General features: G+C 63.1%; 22 protein-coding genes. 8 read left to right on the top strand and 14 right to left on the bottom strand.

Annotated features, from left to right (window positions below; translation table 11 throughout):
- The first annotated feature begins 20 nt into the window (after window positions 1-20).
- The gene (locus tag NKH99_RS21165) at window positions 21-944 is read left to right on the top strand and encodes a PfkB family carbohydrate kinase (protein WP_353015356.1); all 924 of its coding nucleotides are present in this window, start codon (window positions 21-23) and stop codon (window positions 942-944) included.
- Between the two features lie 34 nt (window positions 945-978).
- Here the strand turns inward: NKH99_RS21165 and NKH99_RS21170 are convergent, their stop codons facing one another.
- Window positions 979-1302, bottom strand: coding sequence for a TfoX/Sxy family protein (locus NKH99_RS21170; RefSeq protein WP_352996300.1), 324 nt, complete (start codon window positions 1300-1302; stop codon window positions 979-981).
- A gap of 90 nt (window positions 1303-1392) precedes the next feature.
- On the opposite strand from NKH99_RS21170, the gene NKH99_RS21175 reads away from it, so the two are divergent.
- On the top strand, window positions 1393-1890 hold the full coding sequence (locus tag NKH99_RS21175) for a GFA family protein (protein ID WP_352772789.1): 498 nt from the start codon (window positions 1393-1395) through the stop codon (window positions 1888-1890).
- A gap of 139 nt (window positions 1891-2029) precedes the next feature.
- Here NKH99_RS21175 and sufA read toward each other — a convergent pair whose 3' ends face one another.
- The 8 genes from sufA to NKH99_RS21215 all read right to left on the bottom strand — a co-directional run bounded on the left by sufA (window position 2030) and on the right by NKH99_RS21215 (window position 9560).
- Window positions 2030-2410: a Fe-S cluster assembly scaffold SufA gene (gene sufA, locus NKH99_RS21180; protein ID WP_006206001.1), complete on the bottom strand. Its 381-nt coding sequence runs from the start codon at window positions 2408-2410 to the stop codon at window positions 2030-2032.
- Window positions 2411-2521: 111 nt separating this feature from the next.
- A complete protein-coding gene (locus tag NKH99_RS21185; protein WP_352474719.1) occupies window positions 2522-2914 on the bottom strand; it encodes an SUF system Fe-S cluster assembly protein in 393 nt (130 codons plus the stop codon).
- 5 nt (window positions 2915-2919) lie between these two features.
- On the bottom strand, window positions 2920-4161 hold the full coding sequence (locus NKH99_RS21190; RefSeq protein WP_352926426.1) for a cysteine desulfurase: 1242 nt from the start codon (window positions 4159-4161) through the stop codon (window positions 2920-2922).
- 179 nt (window positions 4162-4340) lie between these two features.
- The gene (gene sufD, locus NKH99_RS21195; protein WP_352926423.1) at window positions 4341-5609 is read right to left on the bottom strand and encodes a Fe-S cluster assembly protein SufD; all 1269 of its coding nucleotides are present in this window, start codon (window positions 5607-5609) and stop codon (window positions 4341-4343) included.
- Between the two features lie 25 nt (window positions 5610-5634).
- A complete protein-coding gene (gene sufC, locus NKH99_RS21200) occupies window positions 5635-6390 on the bottom strand; it encodes a Fe-S cluster assembly ATPase SufC (protein WP_352746447.1) in 756 nt (251 codons plus the stop codon).
- Complete coding sequence (locus NKH99_RS21205) at window positions 6390-6656, bottom strand: hypothetical protein (RefSeq protein ID WP_352926420.1); 267 nt, start codon at window positions 6654-6656, stop codon at window positions 6390-6392. The genes sufC and NKH99_RS21205 overlap by 1 nt, the downstream gene beginning before the upstream one ends.
- A 19-nt stretch (window positions 6657-6675) precedes the next feature.
- Window positions 6676-8193, bottom strand: a complete 1518-nt coding sequence (sufB, locus tag NKH99_RS21210; protein ID WP_352614113.1) for a Fe-S cluster assembly protein SufB — start codon at window positions 8191-8193, stop codon at window positions 6676-6678.
- Between the two features lie 188 nt (window positions 8194-8381).
- The gene (locus tag NKH99_RS21215) at window positions 8382-9560 is read right to left on the bottom strand and encodes a cysteine desulfurase family protein (RefSeq protein ID WP_353015360.1); all 1179 of its coding nucleotides are present in this window, start codon (window positions 9558-9560) and stop codon (window positions 8382-8384) included.
- A 255-nt stretch (window positions 9561-9815) separates the two neighbouring features.
- On the opposite strand from NKH99_RS21215, the gene NKH99_RS21220 reads away from it, so the two are divergent.
- Both NKH99_RS21220 and NKH99_RS21225 read left to right on the top strand, forming a co-directional pair.
- The gene (locus NKH99_RS21220; protein ID WP_023674683.1) at window positions 9816-10490 is read left to right on the top strand and encodes an alpha/beta hydrolase; all 675 of its coding nucleotides are present in this window, start codon (window positions 9816-9818) and stop codon (window positions 10488-10490) included.
- 6 nt (window positions 10491-10496) lie between these two features.
- The gene (locus NKH99_RS21225) at window positions 10497-11147 is read left to right on the top strand and encodes an FMN-binding negative transcriptional regulator (RefSeq protein WP_353015362.1); all 651 of its coding nucleotides are present in this window, start codon (window positions 10497-10499) and stop codon (window positions 11145-11147) included.
- Window positions 11148-11187: 40 nt separating this feature from the next.
- On the opposite strand, the gene NKH99_RS21230 is transcribed toward NKH99_RS21225, so the two are convergent.
- Window positions 11188-11520 (bottom strand): lipid-A-disaccharide synthase N-terminal domain-containing protein, encoded by a 333-nt coding sequence (locus NKH99_RS21230; protein ID WP_023674681.1) that lies wholly within the window; start codon window positions 11518-11520, stop codon window positions 11188-11190.
- Window positions 11513-12241: a glycosyltransferase family 2 protein gene (locus NKH99_RS21235; RefSeq protein WP_352474713.1), complete on the bottom strand. Its 729-nt coding sequence runs from the start codon at window positions 12239-12241 to the stop codon at window positions 11513-11515. The genes NKH99_RS21230 and NKH99_RS21235 overlap by 8 nt, the downstream gene beginning before the upstream one ends.
- A 387-nt stretch (window positions 12242-12628) precedes the next feature.
- On the opposite strand from NKH99_RS21235, the gene tyrS reads away from it, so the two are divergent.
- On the top strand, window positions 12629-13882 hold the full coding sequence (gene tyrS, locus NKH99_RS21240; RefSeq protein WP_353015365.1) for a tyrosine--tRNA ligase: 1254 nt from the start codon (window positions 12629-12631) through the stop codon (window positions 13880-13882).
- 532 nt (window positions 13883-14414) lie between these two features.
- Here tyrS and NKH99_RS21245 read toward each other — a convergent pair.
- Together NKH99_RS21245 and NKH99_RS21250 are read right to left on the bottom strand one after the other, a co-directional pair.
- On the bottom strand, window positions 14415-15509 hold the full coding sequence (locus tag NKH99_RS21245; protein ID WP_353015368.1) for an alkene reductase: 1095 nt from the start codon (window positions 15507-15509) through the stop codon (window positions 14415-14417).
- Window positions 15510-15567: 58 nt separating this feature from the next.
- Window positions 15568-16356 carry an SDR family NAD(P)-dependent oxidoreductase gene (locus NKH99_RS21250; protein WP_352614117.1) on the bottom strand — a complete coding sequence of 263 codons (789 nt, stop codon included), beginning with the start codon at window positions 16354-16356 and terminating at the stop codon, window positions 15568-15570.
- A gap of 110 nt (window positions 16357-16466) precedes the next feature.
- Here NKH99_RS21250 and NKH99_RS21255 point away from each other — a divergent pair, with 110 nt between their 5' ends.
- The gene (locus NKH99_RS21255; RefSeq protein WP_023674676.1) at window positions 16467-17030 is read left to right on the top strand and encodes a TetR/AcrR family transcriptional regulator; all 564 of its coding nucleotides are present in this window, start codon (window positions 16467-16469) and stop codon (window positions 17028-17030) included.
- A 428-nt stretch (window positions 17031-17458) separates the two neighbouring features.
- On the opposite strand, the gene NKH99_RS21260 is transcribed toward NKH99_RS21255, so the two are convergent.
- Window positions 17459-20836, bottom strand: coding sequence for a hypothetical protein (locus NKH99_RS21260; RefSeq protein WP_353015371.1), 3378 nt, complete (start codon window positions 20834-20836; stop codon window positions 17459-17461).
- A 96-nt stretch (window positions 20837-20932) separates the two neighbouring features.
- On the opposite strand from NKH99_RS21260, the gene NKH99_RS21265 reads away from it, so the two are divergent.
- Both NKH99_RS21265 and NKH99_RS21270 read left to right on the top strand, forming a co-directional pair.
- Window positions 20933-21400 carry a peroxiredoxin gene (locus NKH99_RS21265; RefSeq protein WP_353015373.1) on the top strand — a complete coding sequence of 156 codons (468 nt, stop codon included), beginning with the start codon at window positions 20933-20935 and terminating at the stop codon, window positions 21398-21400.
- Between the two features lie 138 nt (window positions 21401-21538).
- Window positions 21539-22831, top strand: coding sequence for a M23 family metallopeptidase (locus NKH99_RS21270; protein WP_353015375.1), 1293 nt, complete (start codon window positions 21539-21541; stop codon window positions 22829-22831).
- Window positions 22832-22861 lie beyond the last annotated feature (30 nt).

Raw genomic sequence — 22861 nt, forward strand, 5'->3', positions numbered from 1 at the left:
CTAAAGGGCATTTTGACGGCATGATCAAATCCCCGACGATCCTGGCCGTGGGCGGCGCCTATATCGAGCGGCGCGGCCGGGTTGCCGGCGCCTTCGTGCCAGCAGCGTCTAATCCGGGCACGATGCGCGAGCATGTCGGCGGCGCCGTCTTCAACGCCTTGCGCTGTGCGGTGCGCCGCGGCGTCTCGGCCTCGCTGCTTTCGGTGCGCGGCGGCGATGCCCTTGGCGACACGGTTTTACGCGCCGTCACCGAGGCCGGCGTTGCCGACCTGTCGGCGGTGTTCCTCGACCGAGCAACGCCAAGCCATACGATGCTGATCGACAGCGACGGCGGGCTGATCGCCGGCCTTGCCGACATGGTGCTCTACGAGCTGGCGCTTCCCAAGCAGATCCGCCGTGCCAAGGTGCGGGAAGCGATCGGTTCGGCCGACGCGGTGCTGTGCGACGCCAACCTGCCGTCGACCGCGCTGGAGCGGCTGGCGGCACTCGCCGCCGGCAAGCCGGTGTTTGCGCTTGCGGTCTCGCCCAACAAAGCGGCGCGGCTGACGCCGGTGCTCGACCGTCTGGCGATGGCCTTCATGAACCGGCGCGAGGCCGGCATGCTCGCCGGCGTCCAAATCGATCAAGGCATCGTCGACGGCCTGAGACGCGCCGGGCTGAAAAGCGGCGTGATCACCGCCGGCGACGAACCAGTGCTCGGTTTCGACGAATTGGGCGCGTTCTCGATCTCGCCACCGCCGCTGCAAAAGCGGACCGATGCTGCCGGCGCCGGCGACGCATTGGCAGGCGCCACGATCGCTGCCCTGCTGCGCGGCCTGACGCTGTGCGCGGCACTGCGCGAAGGCATTGCCGCAGCTATGCTCGTCGTCGAGAGTGCCGCCTTCACCAGCGCTGGCTTTGCCGAAGCGCTGGCGCTCGTGCCCGAGGCGCGGGACCTGGCATGAAGTGCGGCCCGGAATTGCCGAAGCATGACGCAGCCTATTTGCCGGCGCGCCGTCCTGCCTCGTAGGCGCGGCGCGCCCAGATCGCCATCTCGTCGGGATCGTCGAACGCGCTGTCGGGAACGCTCCAATAGGGCATCGACACGAGCTTGCCGTGGCGCGAGCCGGTATAGGTCCATTGCCGGCAGCCGGCCGCTTCGAATTCCGGGGCGCTTTCGGCGTCGGCCTTCAGCATCAATTCGCCACCGATGACGATGGCGACGATGACGCCGTCGAAATAGATGCCCCTGCCGCCGAACAGCTTGCGGATACTGACCGGGCCGAGGCCTTCGAAAAGCTCTTCTATGCGCTCGTTGTCCATGCGGCGATCATGTCACCCGGATTTCCCCTTGTCATCGCCGCAACCGGCGCCATCCTGACAAAGTTCAAATCACTTTCGTCGGAGTTTCTCATGCCGCTTCTGCTCAAAGGGTCCTGCCGGTGCAATGCCGTGCGTTTCGAGGTGGAAAGCCACACGCCGGTGCCGTTCATGCTGTGCTACTGCTCGATCTGCCGCAAGCAGCAGGGCGGCGGCGGTTTTGCCATCAATCTCGGCGCCGATTACGAGACGCTGAAAATCCAGGGCAAGCGCCATCTCGGCGTCTACCGCGCCGAGATCGAGGACGACGAGCACCCGCAACGCGAGACCTCGACCGGCGAGCGGAACTTCTGCATGAAATGCGGGACGGCACTCTGGCTCTACGATCCGACCTGGCCGGAGCTGGTGCACCCCTTCGCCTCGGCGATCGACACAGACCTGCCAAAGCCGCCGGAGAAGGTGCATCTGATGCTGAAATACAAGGCGAACTGGGTCGAGCCCGACATCGGCAAGGGCGACAAGGTTTTCGATGTCTACCCGGAGGAGTCGATCGCAGACTGGCACAAGCGAACGGGGATGTGGGTGGATTAGCGTTCTTCTCCCCGTCGCTATACGGGGAGAAGATGCCGGCAGGCAGATGTGGGGCGGCGCAAACATTGCGAACGCTCGGCCCCTCATCCGGCCCTTCGGGCCACCTTCTCCCCGTATAGTGACGGGGAGAACGAAAACGTCAGGCCGAAGCGCGCGCCTCGGCCAGTGCCTTCAGATCAGCCGGCTTCAATTCGACCGATTCGCCGCAGCCGCAGGCCGAGCTCTGGTTCGGATTGCGGAAGGTGAAACCGGTGCGCAGCGTCGTCTGCTCGAAATCCATCTCGGTGCCGAACAGGAAAAGTGCCGCCTCCGGCGCGACATAGACATGGGCGCCATCGCGCTCGATATGGTCGTCCTTGGTGTTCGGCTCGGTCACCAGATCGACCGTATATTCCATGCCGGCGCAGCCGCCCTTCTTGATGCCAAGGCGAATGCCATGCGCATTCTCACGGGTCGCGACGATCTCGCGCACCCGGTCGGCAGCCTTTTCGGTCATCGTGATGACGGCGAAGCGTCCCATGTCTTTCCTTCTCCATTCTTTGCAGGTTCAAGGCCTGCCGAATGATTCCTCACCTAAAATGGTGAAGTTTTGTACCCGGCGCAAGTGCGCCAGCCTCTGTCTGGTCGGATGCTAATACCAGCCCACCGCCACCTGTGCCTCTTCCGACATGCGGTCGGGCGACCAGGGGGGATCGAAGGTCATGTTGACCTCGACGCCGGAAACGCCTTCGACGGCGCCGACGGCATTTTCGACCCAACCCGGCATTTCGCCGGCCACCGGGCAGCCGGGCGCGGTCAGCGTCATGTCGATCTTGACCGAGCGGTCGTCCTCGATGTCGATCTTGTAGACCAGGCCGAGCTCGTAGATGTCGGCCGGGATTTCCGGGTCGTAGACCGTCTTCAGCGCCGAGACGATGTCGTCGGTCAGCCGCGCCAATTCGTCGGCGGGGATTGTCGATCCGGAAACCGCCGCATTGGTCGTCGCTTCCGAATTGGTCTCGGCGGTGTGGCTGGCATCATCCATGATCGTCACCCGAAGAATTTTCGCGCTTTTTCCAGCGCATCGGCCAAAGCATCGACTTCGGCCCTGGTATTATACATGCCGAACGACGCCCTGCATGTGGATGTTACGCCGAAGCGTTTCAACAGCGGCTGGGCGCAATGCGTGCCGGCGCGGACCGCCACGCCCTGCCGGTCGATGACCATCGACACGTCATGGGCATGGATACCCTGCAGCTCGAACGAGATGATGGCGCCCTTGCCGGGCGCATCGCCGAAGATGCGCAGCGAGTTGATGGCGCGCAGTTTTTGATGCGCATAGTCCTTCAAATCGGCCTCGTGCGCGGCGATGCGCTCGCGGCCGATCTTTTCCATGTATTCGAGCGCGGCACCAAGCCCGATTGCCTGCACGATCGGCGGCGTGCCGGCCTCGAAACGGTGCGGCGGATCGTTGTAGGTGACGATGTCTTGCGTCACCTCCTCGATCATCTCGCCGCCGCCCATGAACGGGCGCATGCGCTCCAGAATATCCTTCTTGCCATAGAGCACGCCGATGCCCGACGGGCCATAGACCTTGTGGCCGGTGAAGACGAAGAAATCGCAGTCGAGATCCTGCACGTCGATCGGCATATGCACGGCGCTCTGGCTGCCGTCGACCAGCACCGGAATGCCGCGCGCGTGCGCGATGCGCACGATCTCCTTCATCGGCGTCACCGTGCCCAGCGCGTTCGACATATGGGTTATGGCGACCAGTTTTGTCCGATCGGTCAGCCGCTTTTCGAATTCCTCGATGTGAAAAACGCCGAGATCGTCGACCGGTACCCAGACCAGCTTCGCGCCCTGCCGCTCGCGGATGAAATGCCACGGCACGATGTTGGAATGATGCTCCATGATCGACAGCACGATCTCGTCGCCTTCGCCGATATTCGGCATGCCGAAACCATAGGCGACCGTGTTGATCGCCGCCGTGGTATTCGAGGTGAAGACGATGTTGTCGGTGCTCGGCGCATTGAGGAAACGGCGCACCGTCTCGCGAGCCTTCTCATAGGCGTCGGTCGCGGCATTCGACAGGAAATGCAGGCCACGATGGACGTTGGCATATTCCTGGGAATAGGCGTGCTGGATAGCGTCGAGCACCGCCTGTGGCTTCTGCGCCGAGGCGCCATTGTCGAGATAGACCAGCGGTTTGCCGTAGACTTGCCGCGACAGGATCGGGAAGTCGCGGCGGATCGCCTCGACGTCATAGGGGATGTTTTCGACTTTCTGGTCCATTACAAGCTCTCTCGAGGCACCGCCTCATTCTGTCCAGCACCCCTCATCCGACCGAGCTTCGCTCGGCCACCTTCTCCCACAAGGGGAGAAGGAAGAGCGCCTCTCCTTCTCCCCTTGTGGGAGAAGGTGGCGCCGAAGGCGACGGATGAGGGGTGTTGGCACCAACCCCTCAGTCACCTCTACCCGTGCGTCAAAAACCAATCGTCGAGCCGTGCTTCCAGCGCCTCGACGATGGCCTCGTCGTCCAGTTCCTCGATCACTTCGGCGACGAAGGCCTTGACCAGCAAGCCGCGCGCGGTCTTCTCGTCGACGCCGCGCGCCATTAGGTAGAACAGATGGCTGTGGTCGATCTCGGTGACGGTCGCGCCATGGCCGCAGACGACGTCGTCGGCGAAGATTTCGAGCTCCGGCTTGGTCGAGAACTCGCCGTCGTCCGACAGAAGCAGCGTGTTGCAGGCCATCTTGGCGTTGGTCTTCTGCGCATATTGGTGGACGTTGATGCGGCCCTGGAAGACGCCGCGCGCCTTGCCGGTCACCACATTGCGGATGACTTCGGTCGAGGCTGTGTGCGGTACGGCGTGGTCGAGCACCATAGTGACATCGGTATGGGTATCGCCGGCGAGCAGATTGATGCCGCGCAAGGTGAATTCGGCGCCCTCGCCGGTCGTCTTCACAACGACCTCCTGGCGCACCAGCTTGCCGCCGGCATTCATGACGAACAGCGTCAGTTTCGAATTCTTGCCGAGATGCGCCTTGAACTGGGCAAGGTGCGTCGCCGTATCCGGATGCTCCTGCACGATGAGCCATGTCACTTCGGCGCCCTCGCCAAGCACAAGCTGGCTGACCGAACTGACCAGCGCCGCCCCCTCGCCTGCCTGGCGCTCGACGACGACAGCCTTGGCGCCGGCGCCGACACGGACGGCCAGGCGTACATGCGTCTGTCCACCGGCCTGCAAATTCTGCAATTCGATCGGCTTTTCCAGTTGGGCACCGTCGGCGATGTCGACGAAATAGCCGTCGGCGACAAAGGCAGTGTTGAGCGCGCCGATGGCGTCGTCGCTGCCATAGGAATCCAGCCCCGGGGCGATGCTGCCGTCGGTCAGCTTCTCCGACAGGCGCTGCACGGCAACGCCTTCGATACCGGGCAGTTTCGTACTCGAAACGCCGTTCAGCACCGGCAAAACCGAGGAGCCTTCGACGATCGGCGCAATGGCTTTCGCGACCGCTGCCGGATCGAAGTCCGGCACCGAGGTCAGCAGCCGGCGCAGGTCCGTATAGTGCCAGGATTCGATGCGCCGCGTCGGCAGGCCGCTCTTGATCGCCTCGATGGCGTCGTCGCGCTTCAGCATCACCGCGCCGTCGCCAGGCAGCAGCGACAGCCGCTCGCCAAAGGCGTCGATCAGCGCCGTTTCGGCCAATGTTCGCTGGGGTGTCGTGTGCATATTCATCAGTTTCGTCCCGCCTTCCGGCATCTCACGCGGCTTGCCCGATCACGCCGGCATAGCCATTGGCCTCGAGATCGAGCGCCAGCGACTTGTCGCCCGACTTGATCACCTGGCCCCTGTAGAGCACGTGCACCGTATCCGGCACGATGTATTGGAGCAGGCGCTGGTAGTGGGTTATGACGACAATGGCCCTATCCGGCGAGCGCAGCGTGTTGACGCCGTCCGCGACGATCTTCAGCGCATCGATATCGAGTCCGGAATCGGTCTCGTCGAGGACACACAGCTTCGGCTCGAGCAGCTTCATCTGCAGGATCTCGGCGCGCTTCTTCTCGCCGCCGGAAAAGCCGACATTGAGCGGCCGCTTCAGCATCGCCATGTCCATGTTGAGCGAGGCGGCCGCTTCCTTCACGCGCTTGAGGAATTCCGGGATTTTCAGCGGCTCCTCGCCGCGCGCCTTGCGCTGCTCATTCATCGCAACTTTCAGGAATTCCATCGTCGCCACGCCCGGTATCTCCATCGGATACTGGAAAGCGAGAAAGATGCCGGCGGTAGCGCGCTCGGCCGGATCCATGTCGAGGATCGACTGGCCGTTGTAGAGGATGTCGCCCTCGGTGACCTCATAATCCTCGCGCCCGGCAAGGATATAGGACAGCGTCGATTTTCCCGAGCCGTTCGGCCCCATGATGGCCGCGACTTCACCGGCCCTGACCGTCAGGTTCAGGCCGCGAATGATCTCGGTGCCGTCATCGACGATACGGGCATGGAGGTTTCTGATTTCAAGCATTATTTTCCACTTTCTTGTTCGCGGTGCCCGGCCTGCGACGGAACTTTTCTAAAAGCTCGAAAAGCGCGTACAAACTTGCTGGTGACCAACATCCAGCTAAAAAACCCAGCCGCGCTTAAGCCTGCAATCGAACCACCAATAGTTTTTGTCGAACTCAAGCCAAACACTGCGCCTATCAACGCCATCACAGCACCACCAACAGCCAATGTCAGCAAGAGCATCAGAACGGCAAATATCAAGCCTTCTATCCGCTTGAACAAATCCATGATCGCCGTTCCAGTTAACTCACCCAACACTCCCCTCAAGACTAATCCCGATCAGCTTCTGCGCTTCGACCGCGAATTCCATCGGCAGTTGCTGGATGACGTCCTTGACGAAGCCGTTGACGATCAGCGCAATCGCCTCTTCTTCCGGGATGCCACGCTGCATGACGTAGAACTTCTGGTCCTCGGAAATTTTCGAGGTCGTAGCCTCATGCTCGAACTGCGCCGTCGAGTTCTTGGCTTCCATGTAGGGCACGGTGTGTGCGCCGCACTGATCGCCGATCAGCAGCGAGTCGCAATTGGTGAAGTTGCGGGCGTTGGTCGCCTTGCGGTGCGCCGAGACCTGGCCGCGATAGGTATTCTGCGAGAAGCCGGCGGCGATGCCCTTGGAGATGATGCGGCTGGACGTGTTCTTGCCGAGATGGATCATCTTGGTGCCGCTGTCGACCTGCTGGTAGCCGTTCGACACGGCGATCGAATAGAACTCGCCGCTGGAATCGTCGCCGCGCAGGATGCAGCTCGGATATTTCCAGGTGATGGCCGAACCGGTCTCGACCTGCGTCCACGAAATCTTCGAGCGATGGCCGCGGCAGTCGCCGCGCTTGGTGACGAAATTGTAGATGCCGCCCTTGCCTTCGGCGTCGCCGGGATACCAGTTCTGCACCGTCGAATATTTGATCTCGGCATCGTCGAGCGCGATCAGCTCGACCACCGCGGCATGAAGCTGATTCTCGTCGCGCTGCGGCGCCGTGCAGCCTTCGAGATAGGAGACGTAAGCCCCCTCCTCGGCGATGATCAGCGTGCGCTCGAACTGGCCGGTGTTCTTCTCGTTCATGCGGAAATAGGTCGACAGTTCCATCGGGCAGCGCACGCCCTTGGGCACGAAGACGAACGAACCGTCGGTGAACACGGCCGAATTCAGCGTTGCGTAGAAATTGTCGGAGGTCGGCACGACCGAGCCGAGATACTTCTTCACCAGCTCCGGATGCTCGCGGATGGCTTCCGAGATCGAGCAGAAGATGACGCCGGCCTGCGCCAGCTCCTTCTTGAAAGTGGTGACGACGGAGACGGAATCGAACACCGCATCGACGGCGACGCGGCCCGACTTGTAGACGTTGTCGCTGGCTTCCTCGAGCTCCGACGCATCGGTCTTCTGCACGCCGGCGAGGATTTCCTGTTCCCTGAGCGGAATGCCGAGCTTCTCATAGACCTTCAGCAGTTCGGGATCGACCTCGCTGAGCGAAGTCGGCCCCGGCGTGCTCTTGGGCGCCGCGTAATAGTGGAGGTCCTGGAAATCGATTTTGGGATAGTGGACGCGCGCCCATTTCGGCTCGTCCAGCGTCACCCAGCGGCGATAGGCTTCCAGGCGCCATTCCAGCATCCAGGATGGCTCGTCCTTCTTCGCCGAAATGAAGCGGATAATGTCTTCGCTCAGGCCCTTGGGGGCCTTGTCCATCGCGATTTCGGTCTGGAATCCGTATTTATACTGGTCGACATCGATCTTTCGAACTCGATCGATCGTCTCCTGCACAGCAGGCATCAGCGTTCTCCATCCACGCCGGGGTCAAGGCCCGGCAGTTTTCAAACTATGGCACCGCAAACGAGCACCCATCAGGCACCCGAGGCGGCGTAAGCTTCATATAGTGCGTTCATGCCGGAAATTCACCCGGCCAAATTCGAACGCACGGCTTCTACCAGGCCGCAAGCCCTACATTTCGTCTGCCGCGCTCAGGCGGCTCGTTCCCTGCTTGCCTTTTCCTTACCGGCTTGGCGCGCGACGATCGTCGCCAGCGCCGAACGGAACAGCTCAATGTCTTCAGCGCTGGTCGCGTGGCCGACGGACACGCGCAACGCGCCGAGGCTGTCGCCATAACCCATGGCTTTCAGCACGTGACTCGGGCCGACCTTGCCCGACGAACAGGCCGATCCCGCCGACAGCGCCACACCGGCCAGGTCGAAGGCAATCTGCGCCGTCTCGGCCTTGATGCCGGCAATAGCGAAGAATGTCGTATTGGCAAGCCTTGGCGCGCCGGTCCCGAAGATTTCGGCGTCCGGAACAAGCGTTTTCACGATCGCCTCGATTTCGTCGCGACGCTGCCGCACCGTTTCGATCGTTTGCAAGCCGGCAGACGCCTCGCGCGCCGCCGCGCCAAACCCGGCAATCGCCGCCAGGTTTTCGGTGCCGCCGCGATGGCCTTTTTCCTGGCCACCGCCGCTGACCAGCGGTCTTGGCATCATCAGGTCCGACGCCGCGACCATGGCGCCGACGCCCTTGGGTCCGCCGATCTTGTGCGAGGAGAGAATCAGATAGTCTGCGTAACCCGCTGACATATCGAGCGGAATGCGGCCCGCCGCCTGCACGGCATCGACAACCAGGATGCCACCCGCCGCCTTGACGATTTCGGCAATGCGGCCAACCGGCTGGATGACGCCGGTCTCATTGTTGGCGGCGTGGATCGCCACCAGCGGCAAGCCTTCGGCCTTGTCATGCTGGACGAGAGCCTCGGCCAAAACGTCGAGCCTGACGACGCCGTCGGCGTCGACGCCGATCCGCGTTACCTGCCCCGTGGGGAAACGCCCGCCGTTCAGCAGGCAGGGATGATCGGACTCGGACACATGGAGCCGGCTCATGCGGACAGCGCCGCGCCCCATCTGCCAGTCCGGCGTCAGCAGCGTCGAGGCCGCTTCCGTCGCGCCGGATGTGAATACGACATGCTCGGCCCTGGCGTTGACCAGTCGCGCCACGTCGCGCCTGGCGTCCTCGATCAGCCGCCGTGCAGCGCGGCCCTCGGCATGAACCGAGGACGGGTTGGCGGCAACGTCGAGCGCAGCCACCACCGCCGCGCGCGCCGAGGCAAGCAGCGGCGCGCTGGCGTTGTAGTCGAGGTAGGCGCGTGCTCCGGCCATTTCCGTCCAACTGGTCCCTTCAAAAGCCGTTCCGCGAAGATAGCGCGTTATTTCCTTGAAATTGCAAGGCAAGACGTCCTATTTACGCGGCTTGCGGCGCGGGTGGCCGAGCCACAATTTTTGGCCGCCCAGTTTTGAACAATTCTAAACTAGCTTCTAGAAAGACGCTCGCCCTGCGTCAAGTCCTAGGGAAGACTGGGGCCAGAGGAAGAGTTGTTCCGGGCGCCGCGCAATTTATGCCAAGTGGAGTATTTCATGCCTGAGGTCATTTTCACCGGTCCGGCCGGCCGCCTGGAGGGTCGTTATCAGCCCTCGAAGGAAAAGAGCGCGCCGATTGCCATCGTCCTGCACCCGCACCCCCAGTTCGGCGGGACGATGAACAACAAGATCGTCTACGACCTCTTCTACATGTTCCAGAAGCGCAATTTCACCACGCTGCGCTTCAATTTCCGCGGCATCGGCCGCAGCCAGGGCGAGTTCGACCACGGCACCGGCGAATTGTCCGACGCCGCCGCGGCGCTCGACTGGGTGCAGTCGCTGCATCCGGATTCCAAGAGCTGCTGGGTTGCCGGCTATTCGTTCGGCTCGTGGATCGGCATGCAGCTTCTGATGCGCCGGCCGGAGATCGAGGGCTTCATCTCGGTCGCGCCGCAGCCCAATACCTATGATTTCTCGTTCCTGGCGCCATGCCCGTCGTCCGGCCTGATCATCCACGGCGACGCCGACAAGGTCGCGCCGCCCAAGGACGTGCAGGGCCTGGTCGACAAGCTGCACACGCAAAAGGGCATTACCATCACACAGAAGACCCTGCCCGGCGCCAACCATTTCTTTGCCAACCATGCTGAGCTTCTGATCGAGGAATGCGCGGACTACCTCGATCGCCGGCTGGCCGGGGAACTGTCCGACCCACGGCCGAAGCGGCTGAGATAATCGGCGATGTACCAACCGCCTCACTTCCAGGAAACACGGCCGGACGTCCTGCACGGGCTGATCCGGGCGCATCCGCTTGGCCTGCTGGTGTCGAACGGCGTCGAGGGGCCGGTCGCCAACGCGATTCCCTTTGTTCTTGATGCGGATGTGCCCCCGAACGGCAGGCTGCGCGCCCATTTGGCCAAAGCCAATCCGCAATGGCGGCTTTTGGCCGACAATCCCCCGGCGCCGGTGCTGGTCGTCTTCCAGGGCGCCGATGCCTATGTGACGCCGTCCTGGTACGAGACCAAGCGTGAAACCGGCAAGGTGGTACCGACCTGGAACTACGCCATCGTCCAGGTGCGCGGCAGCGTCACGGTGATCGAAGACCAGGATTGGCTGGCCGAGCAGATTTCCGATCTGACGATGTCGCAGGAGGGCAGCCGCTCGGCGCCGTGGGCGGTGACCGACGCGCCGGCGCCCTTCATCCAGTCACAGATCAAGGGCATCGTCGGCCTGGAGATCGAAATCACCGAAATGAGCGGCAAATGGAAAGTCAGCCAGAACCGCCCGGCCGCCGACCGCGTCGGTGTCGCCGAGGGGCTCGAGAGCGAGACTGCCGATTCGGCCGACATGGTCCGGCTGGTAAGGTCTTACGGCGGGCTGGACGGCAAGTAATCTGGATTGCTTGCTCGACCGGTTCAGGCCGGTGGCGGGTTCAATCGACCTTGGTCATCGCCGCCTTGCGCTCGTTGGCGATCAGCCAGAGATTGCGGATATAGATCAACAGGCCCATGGCCTGGCCGGCGATGAACACCGGATCCTGACGCTGGATGGCGTAGATCAGCAGCAGGCCGCCGCCGAACAGCGAAAAGAACCAGAAGGCGATCGGCACGACGCTGCGCTTGGCCTTTTCCGACGCCACCCACTGCACCAGAAAGCGCATGGTGAAGAAGAACTGGGCGACGAAGCCGAGCAGAACCCAGGCATCGAATTGCTTGACGAAAACATCGTGAAGCCAGGTCGCCAATTCCTGAAGCACGTTACCCATGCCTGATTTCCTCTACTTTGGGCATTCTGCGGCGCCTGCGGCGCAGCCACCAGACGCCGGCAAGATCGAGCACGCCCTGCAGGCCGCGATCGAAGATGCCGTAATTCGATTTGCCGTGACGGCGGGAGCGGTCGACGACATCGCAATGGACGACGCGGTAGCCCTCCTGGATGACCAGCGCCGGAACAAAGCGGTGGGTGCCGTCGAAGAACGGCAATTTCCGCAAAATGTCGGTGTAGATCGCCTTGAGGCCGCAGCCGGTATCCCGCGTCTCGTCGTGCAGGATGGCTTTTCTCAGCCCGTTGGCGAAACGCGACGCCAGTTGCTTGATCTTGCTGTCGCGGCGCTTCAGACGCTGTCCCTGCGCGGCCCCGACTTCGGGACCAGCCTGCCGCAGCGCGTCGATCAACACCGGGATGTAGCCGGGGTCGTTCTGGCCGTCGCCGTCGATGGTGGCGACGATATCGCCGCGCGCCGCCCAGGCGCCTGAGCGCACCGAGAGCGACTGGCCGGCGGATTTTTCATGCCTGAGATGGCGCAGCGGAAACCGGCGAAGCGCTGCCTCTGCGGCAAGCACCGAAGGCGTATCGTCTGTCGAGCCATCGTCGACGACGATGACCTCGAAGTCCCGCCCGGCCATGGCAGTGCCGATCTCGTCGAGCAGAAGCGGCAGGTTCGCCGCCTCGTTCCGGCAAGGAATGACGATGGATATCTCCGGCATCTCGACTCTGTCACAGGATATGGCATTCGATCGATGCCGCGCGGTCCAGTGGAAGAGCCCCGCTGGCGCGGCGCCTCATTACGCCAGCCGAAACAATGACGCAAGCAGGCCGCACGCTTGGGGTTCTCCCTTCTCCCCTTGTGGGAGAAGGTGGCCGCGCGAAGCGCGGTCGGATGAGGGGTGTTCCAGCTTGGCAACGACGGCACTCCGTCCAACACCCCTCAACCGTCTCGGCGCTGCGCGCCAATCCACCTTCTCCCACAAGGGGAGAAGGCAAGAGGGTGTCGCAAAACCGGATTCCACTTTTGCTGATCGCGCTTGAGTGCTAAACGCCCGCCTTCATGCATAGCCGAGCCGCGTTCGGCCGGAAGCTTTTCGGGAAAGAAAATGTCCGCCTTCAAATCCGATTTCCTGCGCACGATGAGCGAGCGCGGTTTCATCCACCAGACCTCGGACGATGCCGGCCTCGACCAGCTTTTCGCCACGGAAACGGTGAGCGCCTATATCGGCTTCGACGCCACCGCCAGGAGCCTGCATGCCGGGTCGCTGATCCAGATCATGATGCTTTACTGGCTGCAGCAGACCGGCCACCGGCCGATCGCGCTGATGGGCGGCGGCACCTCGATGATCGGCGATCCGTCGTTCAAGGACGAGGCGCGCAAGCTTTTGACGCCGCAGGACATCGAGGACAATCTCGCCGGCATCCGCCGCAACTTCACGCCCTACCTCAAATTTGGCGGCGGCCCCAACGACGCCGTCATGATCAACAATGCCGACTGGCTGATGGACATCAACTACGTCAATTTCCTGCGCGATGTCGGCCGGCATTTTTCGGTCAACCGCATGCTGGCCTTTGATTCGGTCAAGCTCCGGCTGGATCGCGAGCAGTCGCTGTCGTTCCTCGAATTCAACTACATGATCCTGCAGGCCTACGACTTCGTCGAGCTCTACAAGCGCCTCGGCTGCCGGCTGCAGATGGGCGGCTCCGACCAGTGGGGCAACATCGTCAACGGCATCGATCTCGGCCATCGCATGGAAGGCGCGCAGCTCTATGCGCTGACGACGCCGCTGCTCACCACCTCGTCCGGCGCCAAGATGGGCAAGTCGGCCTCGGGCGCGGTCTGGCTCGATGCGGAGATGCTGAGCCCGTACGAGTTCTGGCAATACTGGCGCAACACCGAGGATGCCGATGTCGGCCGTTTCCTGAAGCTCTACACGACCCTGCCACTCGCCGAGGTCGCACGCCTCGAACGGCTCGGCGGCTCGGAGATCAACGAAGCCAAGAAGATCCTCGCCACCGAAATCACCGCCATGCTGCATGGCCGCGAGGCGGCAGAGGAGGCCAGCGAAACGGCGCGTAAGACGTTCGAAGAAGGGGCGCTCGCCGAAACACTGCCAACCGTCGGGGTGGGCAGGGCCGATCTTGAAGCCGGCGTCGGCATATTGTCGCTGTTCGTCACCGCCGGGCTGGCCGGGTCCAACGGCGAGGCACGGCGGCATATCCAGGGCGGCGCCGTGCGCCTCAACGACCAGCTCGTGGCCGACGATCGCAGGATGGTGACGCTGCAGGATCTTGGCCCGGAAAACGTCGCGAAACTGTCGCTCGGCAAGAAGAAACACGTTCTGGTGCGGCCGGTCTGACCAGGGCCCGGCACTTCCTGTTAGATCTTTTCCGAAACCGGTTTCATCTTGCGGCGCTGACCTTCGGTTCGGAATCACCGCCGAGGTTAATCAGCTAGCTCCCGAGAATGGCCGAGATGCCATTCGTCTCATCGATCGGAACGAGCAGGTAGCGCAAATAGCGGACGTTCTGCGGCGCTTCGATGAACGTCTTGTTTCGGGGCACGGAAGCGGACTTGCGGCTTGGGGGCTTGGAATGTGAGAAGCGGACGTTCAGGCACCCCCATGCATCGACGCGATCTGACCCATTCACGACAGTCGAAATCACGGTGAATGGGTCCGCTTGCGCCTGTAAAGCGAACGTACGACGTGCTACGAATCTCGCCTGGCTGGTCCTGGGCGGACCAGAGGAGCTAACGTCTATGCTATAGCCCTCCATGGCCCTCCTGAATCCCTAGGTTTGGACACCAGTTCGAGCGGAACGCCAGAGGGATGCCCTGAGGCGCTGCTGTCACGTGGGATGGCTGCCTCGCAGGCGCCGCCCTCCGATAGCTCATGGGCGGCTTGAGGCGGCGATCGCGGGATAGTCGGTATAGCCAGCGGAGCCGCCGCCATAGAGCGTCGCCGAGTTGAACTCCGTCAGCGGCGTGCGCGTCTTCAGCCGTTCCACAAGGTCGGGATTGGCGATGAACGGGCGCCCGAAGGCGAAGAGGTCCGCCTTGCCCTCGGCGAGCCGCGACGCCGCGAGGTCGAGGTCATAGCCGTTATTGGCGATATAGGTATTGTTGAAGCGCCGGCGGAGCGATCCGAAGTCGAACGGCGCGACATCGCGCGATCCGCCAGTGGCGCCCTCGACGACATGGATATAGACGATGCCCAAAGCATCGAGTTGATCGACGATATAGTCGAACTGCGCCTGGGGGGCGCTGCTCGAGACGCCGTTGGCGGGCGAGACGGGCGAAATCCGGATGCCGGTGCGCTCTGCGCCGATCTCCTCGACCACCGCAGTCGCAACCTCCAGCATCAGCCGGGCGCGGTTCTCGACCGATCCGCCATAAGCATCCGTGCGGACATTGGCACCGTCCTTGGCGAACTGGTCCAGCAGATAGCCGTTGGCGCCATGAATCTCAACACCATCGAAGCCGGCCTCAATGGCGTTCGCGGCTGCTTGCCGGAAATCGTTGACGATCCTCGCAAGCTCGTCGAGCGCCAGCGCGCGGGGCTCCGAAACCTCGACAAAGCCGTTGTTCACGAACGTCTTGGTCGCGGCCCGGATTGCCGAGGGCGCGACGGGCGCGGCGCCGTTCTCCTGCAGATCGACGTGCGAGACGCGGCCGACGTGCCAGAGCTGCAGGAAAATCCGCGCGTCCTTGGCGTGCACCGCGGTCGTGACCTTTCGCCAGCCGTCGATCTGAGCCTGAGAATAGATGCCGGGCGTGTCCTGGTAACCTTGTCCCTGCCGCGAGATCTGCGTGGCCTCGGAGATCAGCAGGCCGGCGGAGGCCCGCTGGCCGTAATACTCGGCGGCAAGATCGCCCGGAACGAAGCCCGGGCCAGCGCGATTGCGCGTGAGGGGCGCCATGACGATACGATTGGAGAGCGTCAGCGAGCGGAGAGAATAAGGCTCAAAAAGTGCTTTGTTGGTCATAGGTCACCTTGTTTGTCCCCGCCGCGACGAGGTCGTTATCAAATGGATTCGTTGGTGCTCAGGCGACCTTGCGGTACCGCTCGGCGGGATGTTCGTTCCGATAGTTCGGAAGCATGGCCTGGCGCGCGGCCTGAAGCGCATCCCACTGCCCGGCATCGGGAAGCGGCGGGATGGTCACCGGTTCGCGGCGGTCGAAGCCGACCAGCGCCGCATCAACCAGATCGTCCACCTCCATCACGTTGGAGAGCGTGTTGATGTCGGCGCCGACGTGGTCCCAGATCTCCGTACGCGTCGTGGCGGGCAGCACGGCCTGGACGTAGACACCCTTCGGTGCGAGCTCGAGGCTGAGCCCCTGCGACAGAAACAGCACGAAGGCTTTGGTTGCGCCGTAGACCGTCATCCCGAACTCCGGCGCCAGGCCGACCACGGAGCCGATGTTGACGATCGACCCTTCGCCAGCTTTCGCAAGACGCGGGGCGATGGCGCTGGCAAGTCGCAGAAGCGCGGTCGTGTTGAGCGCAACGAGCCGGGCGACGTCATTGGTACTCTGCTCGATGAAGCTTCCGCCGATGGCTGTTCCGGCATTGTTGACGAGAATCCCGATGCGGACGTCATCGCGCAGCCTCGTCTCTACCGTTGCAAGCTCGGCAGGCTGCGTAAGATCAGCCTGGATGATGTCGATCGCAACGCCAGTTTCCTGACGGAGCCGGGCTCCCAGTGCCTCCATTCGTGCCACGTCACGGGCAACCAGCACGAGGTCGTGTCCGCGGCGGGCGAACCGTTCGGCATAGGAAGCTCCGATGCCCGTGGAGGCGCCGGTGATGAGGACTGATGGAATGGTGGTCATGGCATTGCTCTTTTCTCTGATGGAACCTATATTCATGACGATCATCATGATTGCGGATAAATATGATGGGCATCATGTAAATGTCAACTGGGCCGACGGAGAATTTTGAAATGAAGGTCAGTCGAGAGCAGATGGCGGAGAACCGTCACCGGATATTGGATGCGGCCAGCCGGCTGTTTCGCGAGAAGGGGTTCGACGCGGTCAGCGTGGCGGAAGTGATGAAGGCCGCCGGGCTCACCCATGGCGGCTTCTATGGCCATTTCAGTTCGAAGGACGACCTGATCGCGCAGACCCTTGCCCACGTCCTCGCCGCGGACTCAGGCGGAGGGGGCGATCTTCGCGCTTATGTAGGTTCCTATCTTTCGCCCCGGCATCGCGACAACTGCGCCGGTGGTTGCCCGACGGCGGGCCTTGCCGCAGCCATCCGCCATCAGACCCCGGCTGCACGCTCGGCCATGACGGAAGGCCTACGATCGCAGATCGACCGTATCGGCAAGGCGCTCCCGGAGTTGGATCCGGCAGACAGACGCCGCGCGGCGATCGGAAGCTGGGCAGCGATGGTGGGGGCAGTAATCCTCGCCCGGGCGATCGACGATCCCGCGCTGTCGGATGAAGTGCTTGAGCAGACGCGCGCCTGGGTCGATGCCGGGATCAGCCAAGTGTCTGCCAGCTAGGTGGTCTGCGGCAGGAGTGCTCTTGTCGAGAGCAATGCGGCTATCGGCGTTGGTTGGGTGGCTATCTTGCAGAATATCGCACGGCAGCGTGCAATCAGCGGGATCCGCGGACCAAGAGGGTTTCGAACTTCCCTGTTGAGGCAACCATGCTGTCGCGCAATTTCCGCTAAACTGGCGAATGAAGCCGTTCAACGGCAGAACATCGAATGACCGCGCCTGGCGCAACTACGCCCTCAACCGCGATCGCCGGTGATGTCCGCTGTAAGGCGGTGGCACAACTAACTTTAACGGCCGACATTAGGCGCAAAGCGGCCATTTAGGCCCGGGCGGACGTCAGTCGCCTTTGGATCATGGGCGTGAATTCGCGGGGCGGACGAGCGGCCGCTTAAGATCAAAACTCGGTCGCTCGAGGTAATTGGGTTTTGACCTCACCGATACTCGAAGATCGACCTGAAAATCCCGGGCGCTATCACCGATAGCGGATTGACCTCCAGGTTCGGCTTGTTGGCGTTGCCCTTGAGCCTGTAGGTGACGCCGATCAGGCCGCGGTCGCGGCCGTTGCCGAGCAGTGCGCCGATCAGCGGCAGTTCGCCGAAGATGCGGTTTACGCCGTAGGCCGGCATGAACGTGCCGGTCATGTCCATATTGTTGTTCTGGTCGTAGAGCGTGCCCTGGAAGGTGGTGCCGATGCGCGAGCCGCGCAGCACGCCGTTGCGCAGCTTGAGATAGCCGCTGCCCTTATCGATCTCGCTGAAACCGCGCTCGAACTTCACCCTCGACGTGTCGAGATTGCCTTTGACCGCCTCGTTGAGGCTGCGGTTGTCGCCGGCCGGCGTCGTCGACACGATCGAGGCGAGCTTCGGCTCGTTGACGATAAAGAAGTTCTTGGCGTCGACCTGGCCTTTCATCGGACCGTCGCCGGCCCCGGTGAGCGCCAGCGTGATCGAGCCGCCTTCCATATGCTCGTAGATATTGAGGAAGCGCAGTATGGCGCCGGCGTCGGCCGACTTCATGTTGAGCGTGCGCAGGCCGCCGCCGGCCGTGTTGCTGATGGTGATGGCGGCTCCCGAACTTGCCGTGGCGCTCACCTTGAGCCCGTTCACCCGGGAGCCTGCGGCGCTGTAGTCGAGCTTCAGATTCGACAGCACCTCGTCGTGGAAGCCGGTCAGGGAGCTGACGTCGGCGCTGACCGAGATCGCATCGACGCCGGTGGTCTTGGTGGCGGTGTCGACATCGGACGTGAATTGCTTGATCAGCGAGCGTGCGTCCAGCGCGCTGCCGCTGACCTCGACAGCATAGGCCTTGCCCGACCGCTTCACCGAGACGGCGACGTCGTCGCCCCTGTTCAAGGTGACCTTGCTGAACTGGGCCGAGGACAAGGCGCCCTTGACCAGCACCGCGCTGCCGTCGATGGAAAAGGTCTTGCCATCGAGTTCGAAATTGGAGAGCGTCGTGGTGTCGCCGGTCTTCGCCATGGCGAAGACGACCTTGGCGGGAATGCCGGGGCCCTTGCTCCAGCCGGCCCAGGGAATGTCCAGCCTGGCATTGGTCAGGTCGGCCGACACGTTCTGGTTGCCGGTGCCACTCTTGTCGATCGCCACCTTGATGGTTCCGGAAAGCAGCGTCGACAGGCCAGGCATGGCGGTGGCGCGCGTCTTGTCGTCGAGCACCAGCGCCACTTTACGACTGCGCGGCGGGCCGCCATCCCTGAGCGGCTCGATCAGGTCGAGCTCGGCCGGAATGCCGTTGAGCAGCGCCTTCGCCGAGATCACCGCCCGGTCGGGCGCGACCGTGATCGAGCCGTCGGCATGGCTGACCGTCTGGCCCTCGAACGGCTTGCCCAGCGACAGGTCCTTGTAGTCGAGCGCCACCAGCCAATCGAGTTTGGAAGAGTCGACACCGGACTGCAGCGGAATATCGGCCTTGACGTGGCCGGTCACCGTGCCGGACAGGTCGTCCGGCAGCAGGCCGACATGGCGCATGGCGTTGATCGGGTCAAACGATGCCAGCTCGGCGATTGCCGGCGCCTCGCCGGCGACGTCGATGTCGAGCGCGCCGATCACCGGCGGATGGTTCGCCGCCTTGACGGTGAGCGTGCCGTTGCTCGCCGCCACCGTGCGGCCGCTCGGCATATAGACGCTGCCCGACGACAGCGCGACGTCGACGTCATTGCCGTGGAAGCCGACGACGCCGACGGCATCGCGGATCGGCGGAATGCGGCCGGCCGTGTCGAAGCGCGATCCTTCGACCTGGAATCGGCCGAACACTTCATCGGCGGAAAGCGGCACGCCGTTGCCGAGCCGTCCGGGCACGACCTGGAACTGCAGGCTGCCATCGACGACGCGGCCGCCGAACAGGTTCTTAAGCACCCACAGCCTGGCATTGCGCGCCGAAAACCAAGGCCATAATTGCTTGACGTGCGAGACCGGCATGTCGTGGACATTGAGCGCCACCGATATGCCCGGCGCCTGGTTGGCGACGAATGAAACCGAAGCCGTGCCCAGCACTTCGCTGCCCGGTCCGGACCGGACGCCGATCTGCTCGGCGACCAGCTTTTGGCTCGTCGGCTGGTAGACGCCGGCAATACGGGCAATGAAGCTGAGCGCCGGCTCCGGCGAATCCGAAGGCGCCAGGGTCGAACCGTCGCTGGTCAGGTCGTAACGATAGGATGGCTCCTCGCCCGCTGCGCCGGTAGCGGGCTTCGGGCCGATCGAACCGGCGAAATCGAAGGTCGAGCGGCCGGTTTTCACCAGCAAGCTTTCGACCTGGATCTTGTTCGACCCGGCGACGAGCGTCGCATCGAGATCGATGTCGGCCGGAAGCAGGCCGCGCGAACCAAGATCGAGCACCGACCCGGTCAGTGACAGGGCGGCGGTCAGCCGCGAACTGTTGTCGCCGGTCCCTTCCGACCCCGCCAGCTTCAAGGCGATCGCGCCCAATTTGCCGCCTGCTGCCGCAGCTTCGGCATCCGCCGCCTGGATGCTGGCGTCCAGCGTGGTGATGCGTCGCGTCGCCGGATCGCGGGTGGCGGAAGCGGCGATGGTAAGCGCCCTGCCGTCGACATCCGCATCGGATGAAAACTCCATGCTTCCCGGTCCCGTCTGCGACACGGAGGCGTCGGCGATGGTGACCGACTTGACCGATCCGGTCTCGGGCAGTTCCAGCTCGACGTTGCGCAGATCGATCTGGCGCATCGAATCCTCGCGCACCGCATCGAGCGCGCGGTTGACGTTGGCGAAGACGGCGGCGGAAAGTTTTTCCGGATCGATGAGGCCATCCTGGTTGCGCAGCCCGGCCGTCCAGTCGCCGCCGGACGGCATCGCGGCCATGACGATGTGCGCGTCGGAAATCCGGGCGCTGGTCAGCCGTACCTCGCCCGAAAGCAGCGGGATCAGCCGGATGCCGAAGCGGACCCGGCCGGCATCGGCCATCGGTTTGCCGTCGGCGGTCTTGAGGCTGACGTCGCTGACCTGCAGCGCAATGAAGCTCGACCCGTCAAGCGTCAGCCGGGCTGGCCCGACGGCAACGTCGACATCGAAGCCGGCCAATCTCTCGATTGCCGTTTCGGCTTCCGCGCGAAGCCGCTCCGAGCCGAAGCCGGACACGCCGATCGCGTAGACGCCGGCGCCAGCCAGCAGCACAAGGGCGACAAGGCCGGCAAACAGCCGCGCCATCAAACGGCCGCCGCGACCGATCGACGCCTGGCCGAGCGGCGGGACGCGGCACGCGGACGGAAAGGTTCCCAGGTCGGTGATCTCGTCACGCCTGAACCTGATCTTCTCGTGCTGCGGTAGCTCCTGATCCACGCAATCTTCCGTTGAAACGAATTCGATCGTGGACGAATCCCCGCTCGACATTATATCGATGCAGCCTGGCGCGTAACTTCAAACAAGGGCATCGGTATGGCTGACCTCGACGTGGGCGATGTTGCGCCGCAGTTCGATCTTCCGCGCGACGGCGGCGGTTCACTCAGCCTCGCCGCATTGCTGGGAAAACCCATCGTACTCTATTTCTACCCACAGGACGACACCACAAGCTGCACCAACGAGGCGATCGGCTTTTCGCAGTTGAAGCCGGAGTTCGAAAAGGCCGGCGCCGTCGTCATCGGGCTCTCGCCGGACAACGTCAAGAAACACGACAAATTCAAGGCGAAATACGATCTGAGCGTCAACCTTGTCGCCGACGAAGAGCGCAAAGTGATCGAGGCTTACCATTTGTGGGTGGAAAAGAAGCTCTACGGCCGCACCTATATGGGCGTCGAGCGGGCGACGTTCCTGATTGGCCGGGACGGACGCATCGCAAGGATCTGGCGCAACGTCCGCGTCAAGGGGCACGCCGAAGAGGTGCTGGAGGCGGTTCACGCCCTTTGAGAGCTGCGCCAGGCCGCTGCAATTCGATACCCGTTTTGCGCGAAGACCTTTGCCTGTCCTTCGATCCGGCAAAACTTTGTTAACCCTAATAATGTGTAATCAGGCTCGTCGTTGGTGTCGTAACGAAAGCTTGGTCCCGTGAACGTAGCCAGTCAGTCAGCGGTCTTCGGCAGACGCAGAGAGCCCCACACGGTCATCATCGCCCGGGGCGACCAGATAAGGCATTTCACCATACGCCCGTGGCTTGCGGCATTTTGCGGCTCGGCGCTGGCGGCGATCGTCATCGGCTACCTGCTGGCGACCTCCTATCTGGTGCTGCGCGACGATCTGATCGGCGCCACGACGGCGCGGCAGGCGCGCATGCAGCAGGCCTACGAAGACCGTATCTCGACACTGCGCAGCCAGGTCGACCGCATCACCAGCCGCCAGCTACTCGATCAGCAGCTGATGGAAACCAAGGTCAGCGAGCTGCTGGAACGGCAGAGCCAGCTCAGCCTGCGTCACGGCCGTCTCGGCCCGATCCTCGAACGAGCCGAAAACGAGGTCGCAACGCCGCCCGTGCCGGCGGCAAAGCCGGACGAACATGCCGACGCGACCGGCAGCATCCAGCCGACGGCCTATTCCGTCGCCAGCCTTGCCGCCCCCCTTGCCGCTCCTGTGGGCGTTGACGACACCAGGCCGTTCTCGCTGTGGTCGACCCGCGCCGATCCGCTGCCGAGCGAAAGCGCGGCCGACCGGGCAGACAAGCTCTTCGTTTCGATCAACAACTCGCTGAAGGCCATCGAGAGCCAGCAGCTCACCCGCATCGCCACACTTGCCGACAATGCCTACAAAAGCGCCGACGCGATCTCGCAGGCGCTCGAGGCCGCCGGCCTGCCCGTTGATAGCGAATTCGAAAAGAGCGACGTTGGTGGCCCGCTGATACCACTCGACAGCTCGTTGGTCTTCGACAGCAAGGTCAAGGAGTTGGACGAGGCTCTTGACGCGCTGGATCATCTTAAAAAGGAAGCGCGCCGGCTGCCGCTCGCCAACCCCGCCCCCGGCCGCAGCGTTACCAGCCCGTTCGGCGTGCGCACCGACCCCATCCTCGGCACGGCCGCCTTGCATTCCGGCATGGATTTCAGGGCGCCGGTCGGTATGCCGGCCAAGGTCACGGCAGGCGGTGTCGTGGTCAAGGCCGGCTGGAACGGCGGCTACGGCCGCATGATCGAGGTCGACCACGGCAACGGTTTTGTAACGCGTTACGGGCATCTCAGCGAAATCGACGTCGCCGTCGGCCAGAAGCTCGATGCCGGAGACGTCATCGGCAAGACCGGCAACAGCGGCCGCTCGACCGGCCCGCACCTGCACTACGAGGTCCGCCACAATGGCGAGGCGATCGATCCGCTGCGGTTTTTGACCGTCGGCAAGAAGGTCGAGCGGTATCTGTAGAGCCGGCGATTGATTCGGCGTGAAGCCGGC

Source organism: Mesorhizobium sp. M0854 (genome assembly GCF_040319815.1).
Classification (GTDB): Bacteria; Pseudomonadota; Alphaproteobacteria; order Rhizobiales; family Rhizobiaceae; genus Mesorhizobium.

Bases quoted from the DNA above. Each gene is read 5' to 3' on its own strand.
- NKH99_RS21165 (WP_353015356.1), top strand. From the start codon at position 21: ATGATCAAATCCCCGACGATCCTGGCCGTGGGCGGCGCCTATATCGAG.
- NKH99_RS21170 (WP_352996300.1), bottom strand. From the start codon at position 1,302: ATGGACAACGAGCGCATAGAAGAGCTTTTCGAAGGCCTCGGCCCGGTC.
- NKH99_RS21175 (WP_352772789.1), top strand. From the start codon at position 1,393: ATGCCGCTTCTGCTCAAAGGGTCCTGCCGGTGCAATGCCGTGCGTTTC.
- sufA (WP_006206001.1), bottom strand. From the start codon at position 2,410: ATGGGACGCTTCGCCGTCATCACGATGACCGAAAAGGCTGCCGACCGG.
- NKH99_RS21185 (WP_352474719.1), bottom strand. From the start codon at position 2,914: ATGGATGATGCCAGCCACACCGCCGAGACCAATTCGGAAGCGACGACC.
- NKH99_RS21190 (WP_352926426.1), bottom strand. From the start codon at position 4,161: ATGGACCAGAAAGTCGAAAACATCCCCTATGACGTCGAGGCGATCCGC.
- sufD (WP_352926423.1), bottom strand. From the start codon at position 5,609: ATGAATATGCACACGACACCCCAGCGAACATTGGCCGAAACGGCGCTG.
- sufC (WP_352746447.1), bottom strand. From the start codon at position 6,390: ATGCTTGAAATCAGAAACCTCCATGCCCGTATCGTCGATGACGGCACC.
- NKH99_RS21205 (WP_352926420.1), bottom strand. From the start codon at position 6,656: ATGGATTTGTTCAAGCGGATAGAAGGCTTGATATTTGCCGTTCTGATG.
- sufB (WP_352614113.1), bottom strand. From the start codon at position 8,193: ATGCCTGCTGTGCAGGAGACGATCGATCGAGTTCGAAAGATCGATGTC.
- NKH99_RS21215 (WP_353015360.1), bottom strand. From the start codon at position 9,560: ATGGCCGGAGCACGCGCCTACCTCGACTACAACGCCAGCGCGCCGCTG.
- NKH99_RS21220 (WP_023674683.1), top strand. From the start codon at position 9,816: ATGCCTGAGGTCATTTTCACCGGTCCGGCCGGCCGCCTGGAGGGTCGT.
- NKH99_RS21225 (WP_353015362.1), top strand. From the start codon at position 10,497: ATGTACCAACCGCCTCACTTCCAGGAAACACGGCCGGACGTCCTGCAC.
- NKH99_RS21230 (WP_023674681.1), bottom strand. From the start codon at position 11,520: ATGGGTAACGTGCTTCAGGAATTGGCGACCTGGCTTCACGATGTTTTC.
- NKH99_RS21235 (WP_352474713.1), bottom strand. From the start codon at position 12,241: ATGCCGGAGATATCCATCGTCATTCCTTGCCGGAACGAGGCGGCGAAC.
- tyrS (WP_353015365.1), top strand. From the start codon at position 12,629: ATGTCCGCCTTCAAATCCGATTTCCTGCGCACGATGAGCGAGCGCGGT.
- NKH99_RS21245 (WP_353015368.1), bottom strand. From the start codon at position 15,509: ATGACCAACAAAGCACTTTTTGAGCCTTATTCTCTCCGCTCGCTGACG.
- NKH99_RS21250 (WP_352614117.1), bottom strand. From the start codon at position 16,356: ATGACCACCATTCCATCAGTCCTCATCACCGGCGCCTCCACGGGCATC.
- NKH99_RS21255 (WP_023674676.1), top strand. From the start codon at position 16,467: ATGAAGGTCAGTCGAGAGCAGATGGCGGAGAACCGTCACCGGATATTG.
- NKH99_RS21265 (WP_353015373.1), top strand. From the start codon at position 20,933: ATGGCTGACCTCGACGTGGGCGATGTTGCGCCGCAGTTCGATCTTCCG.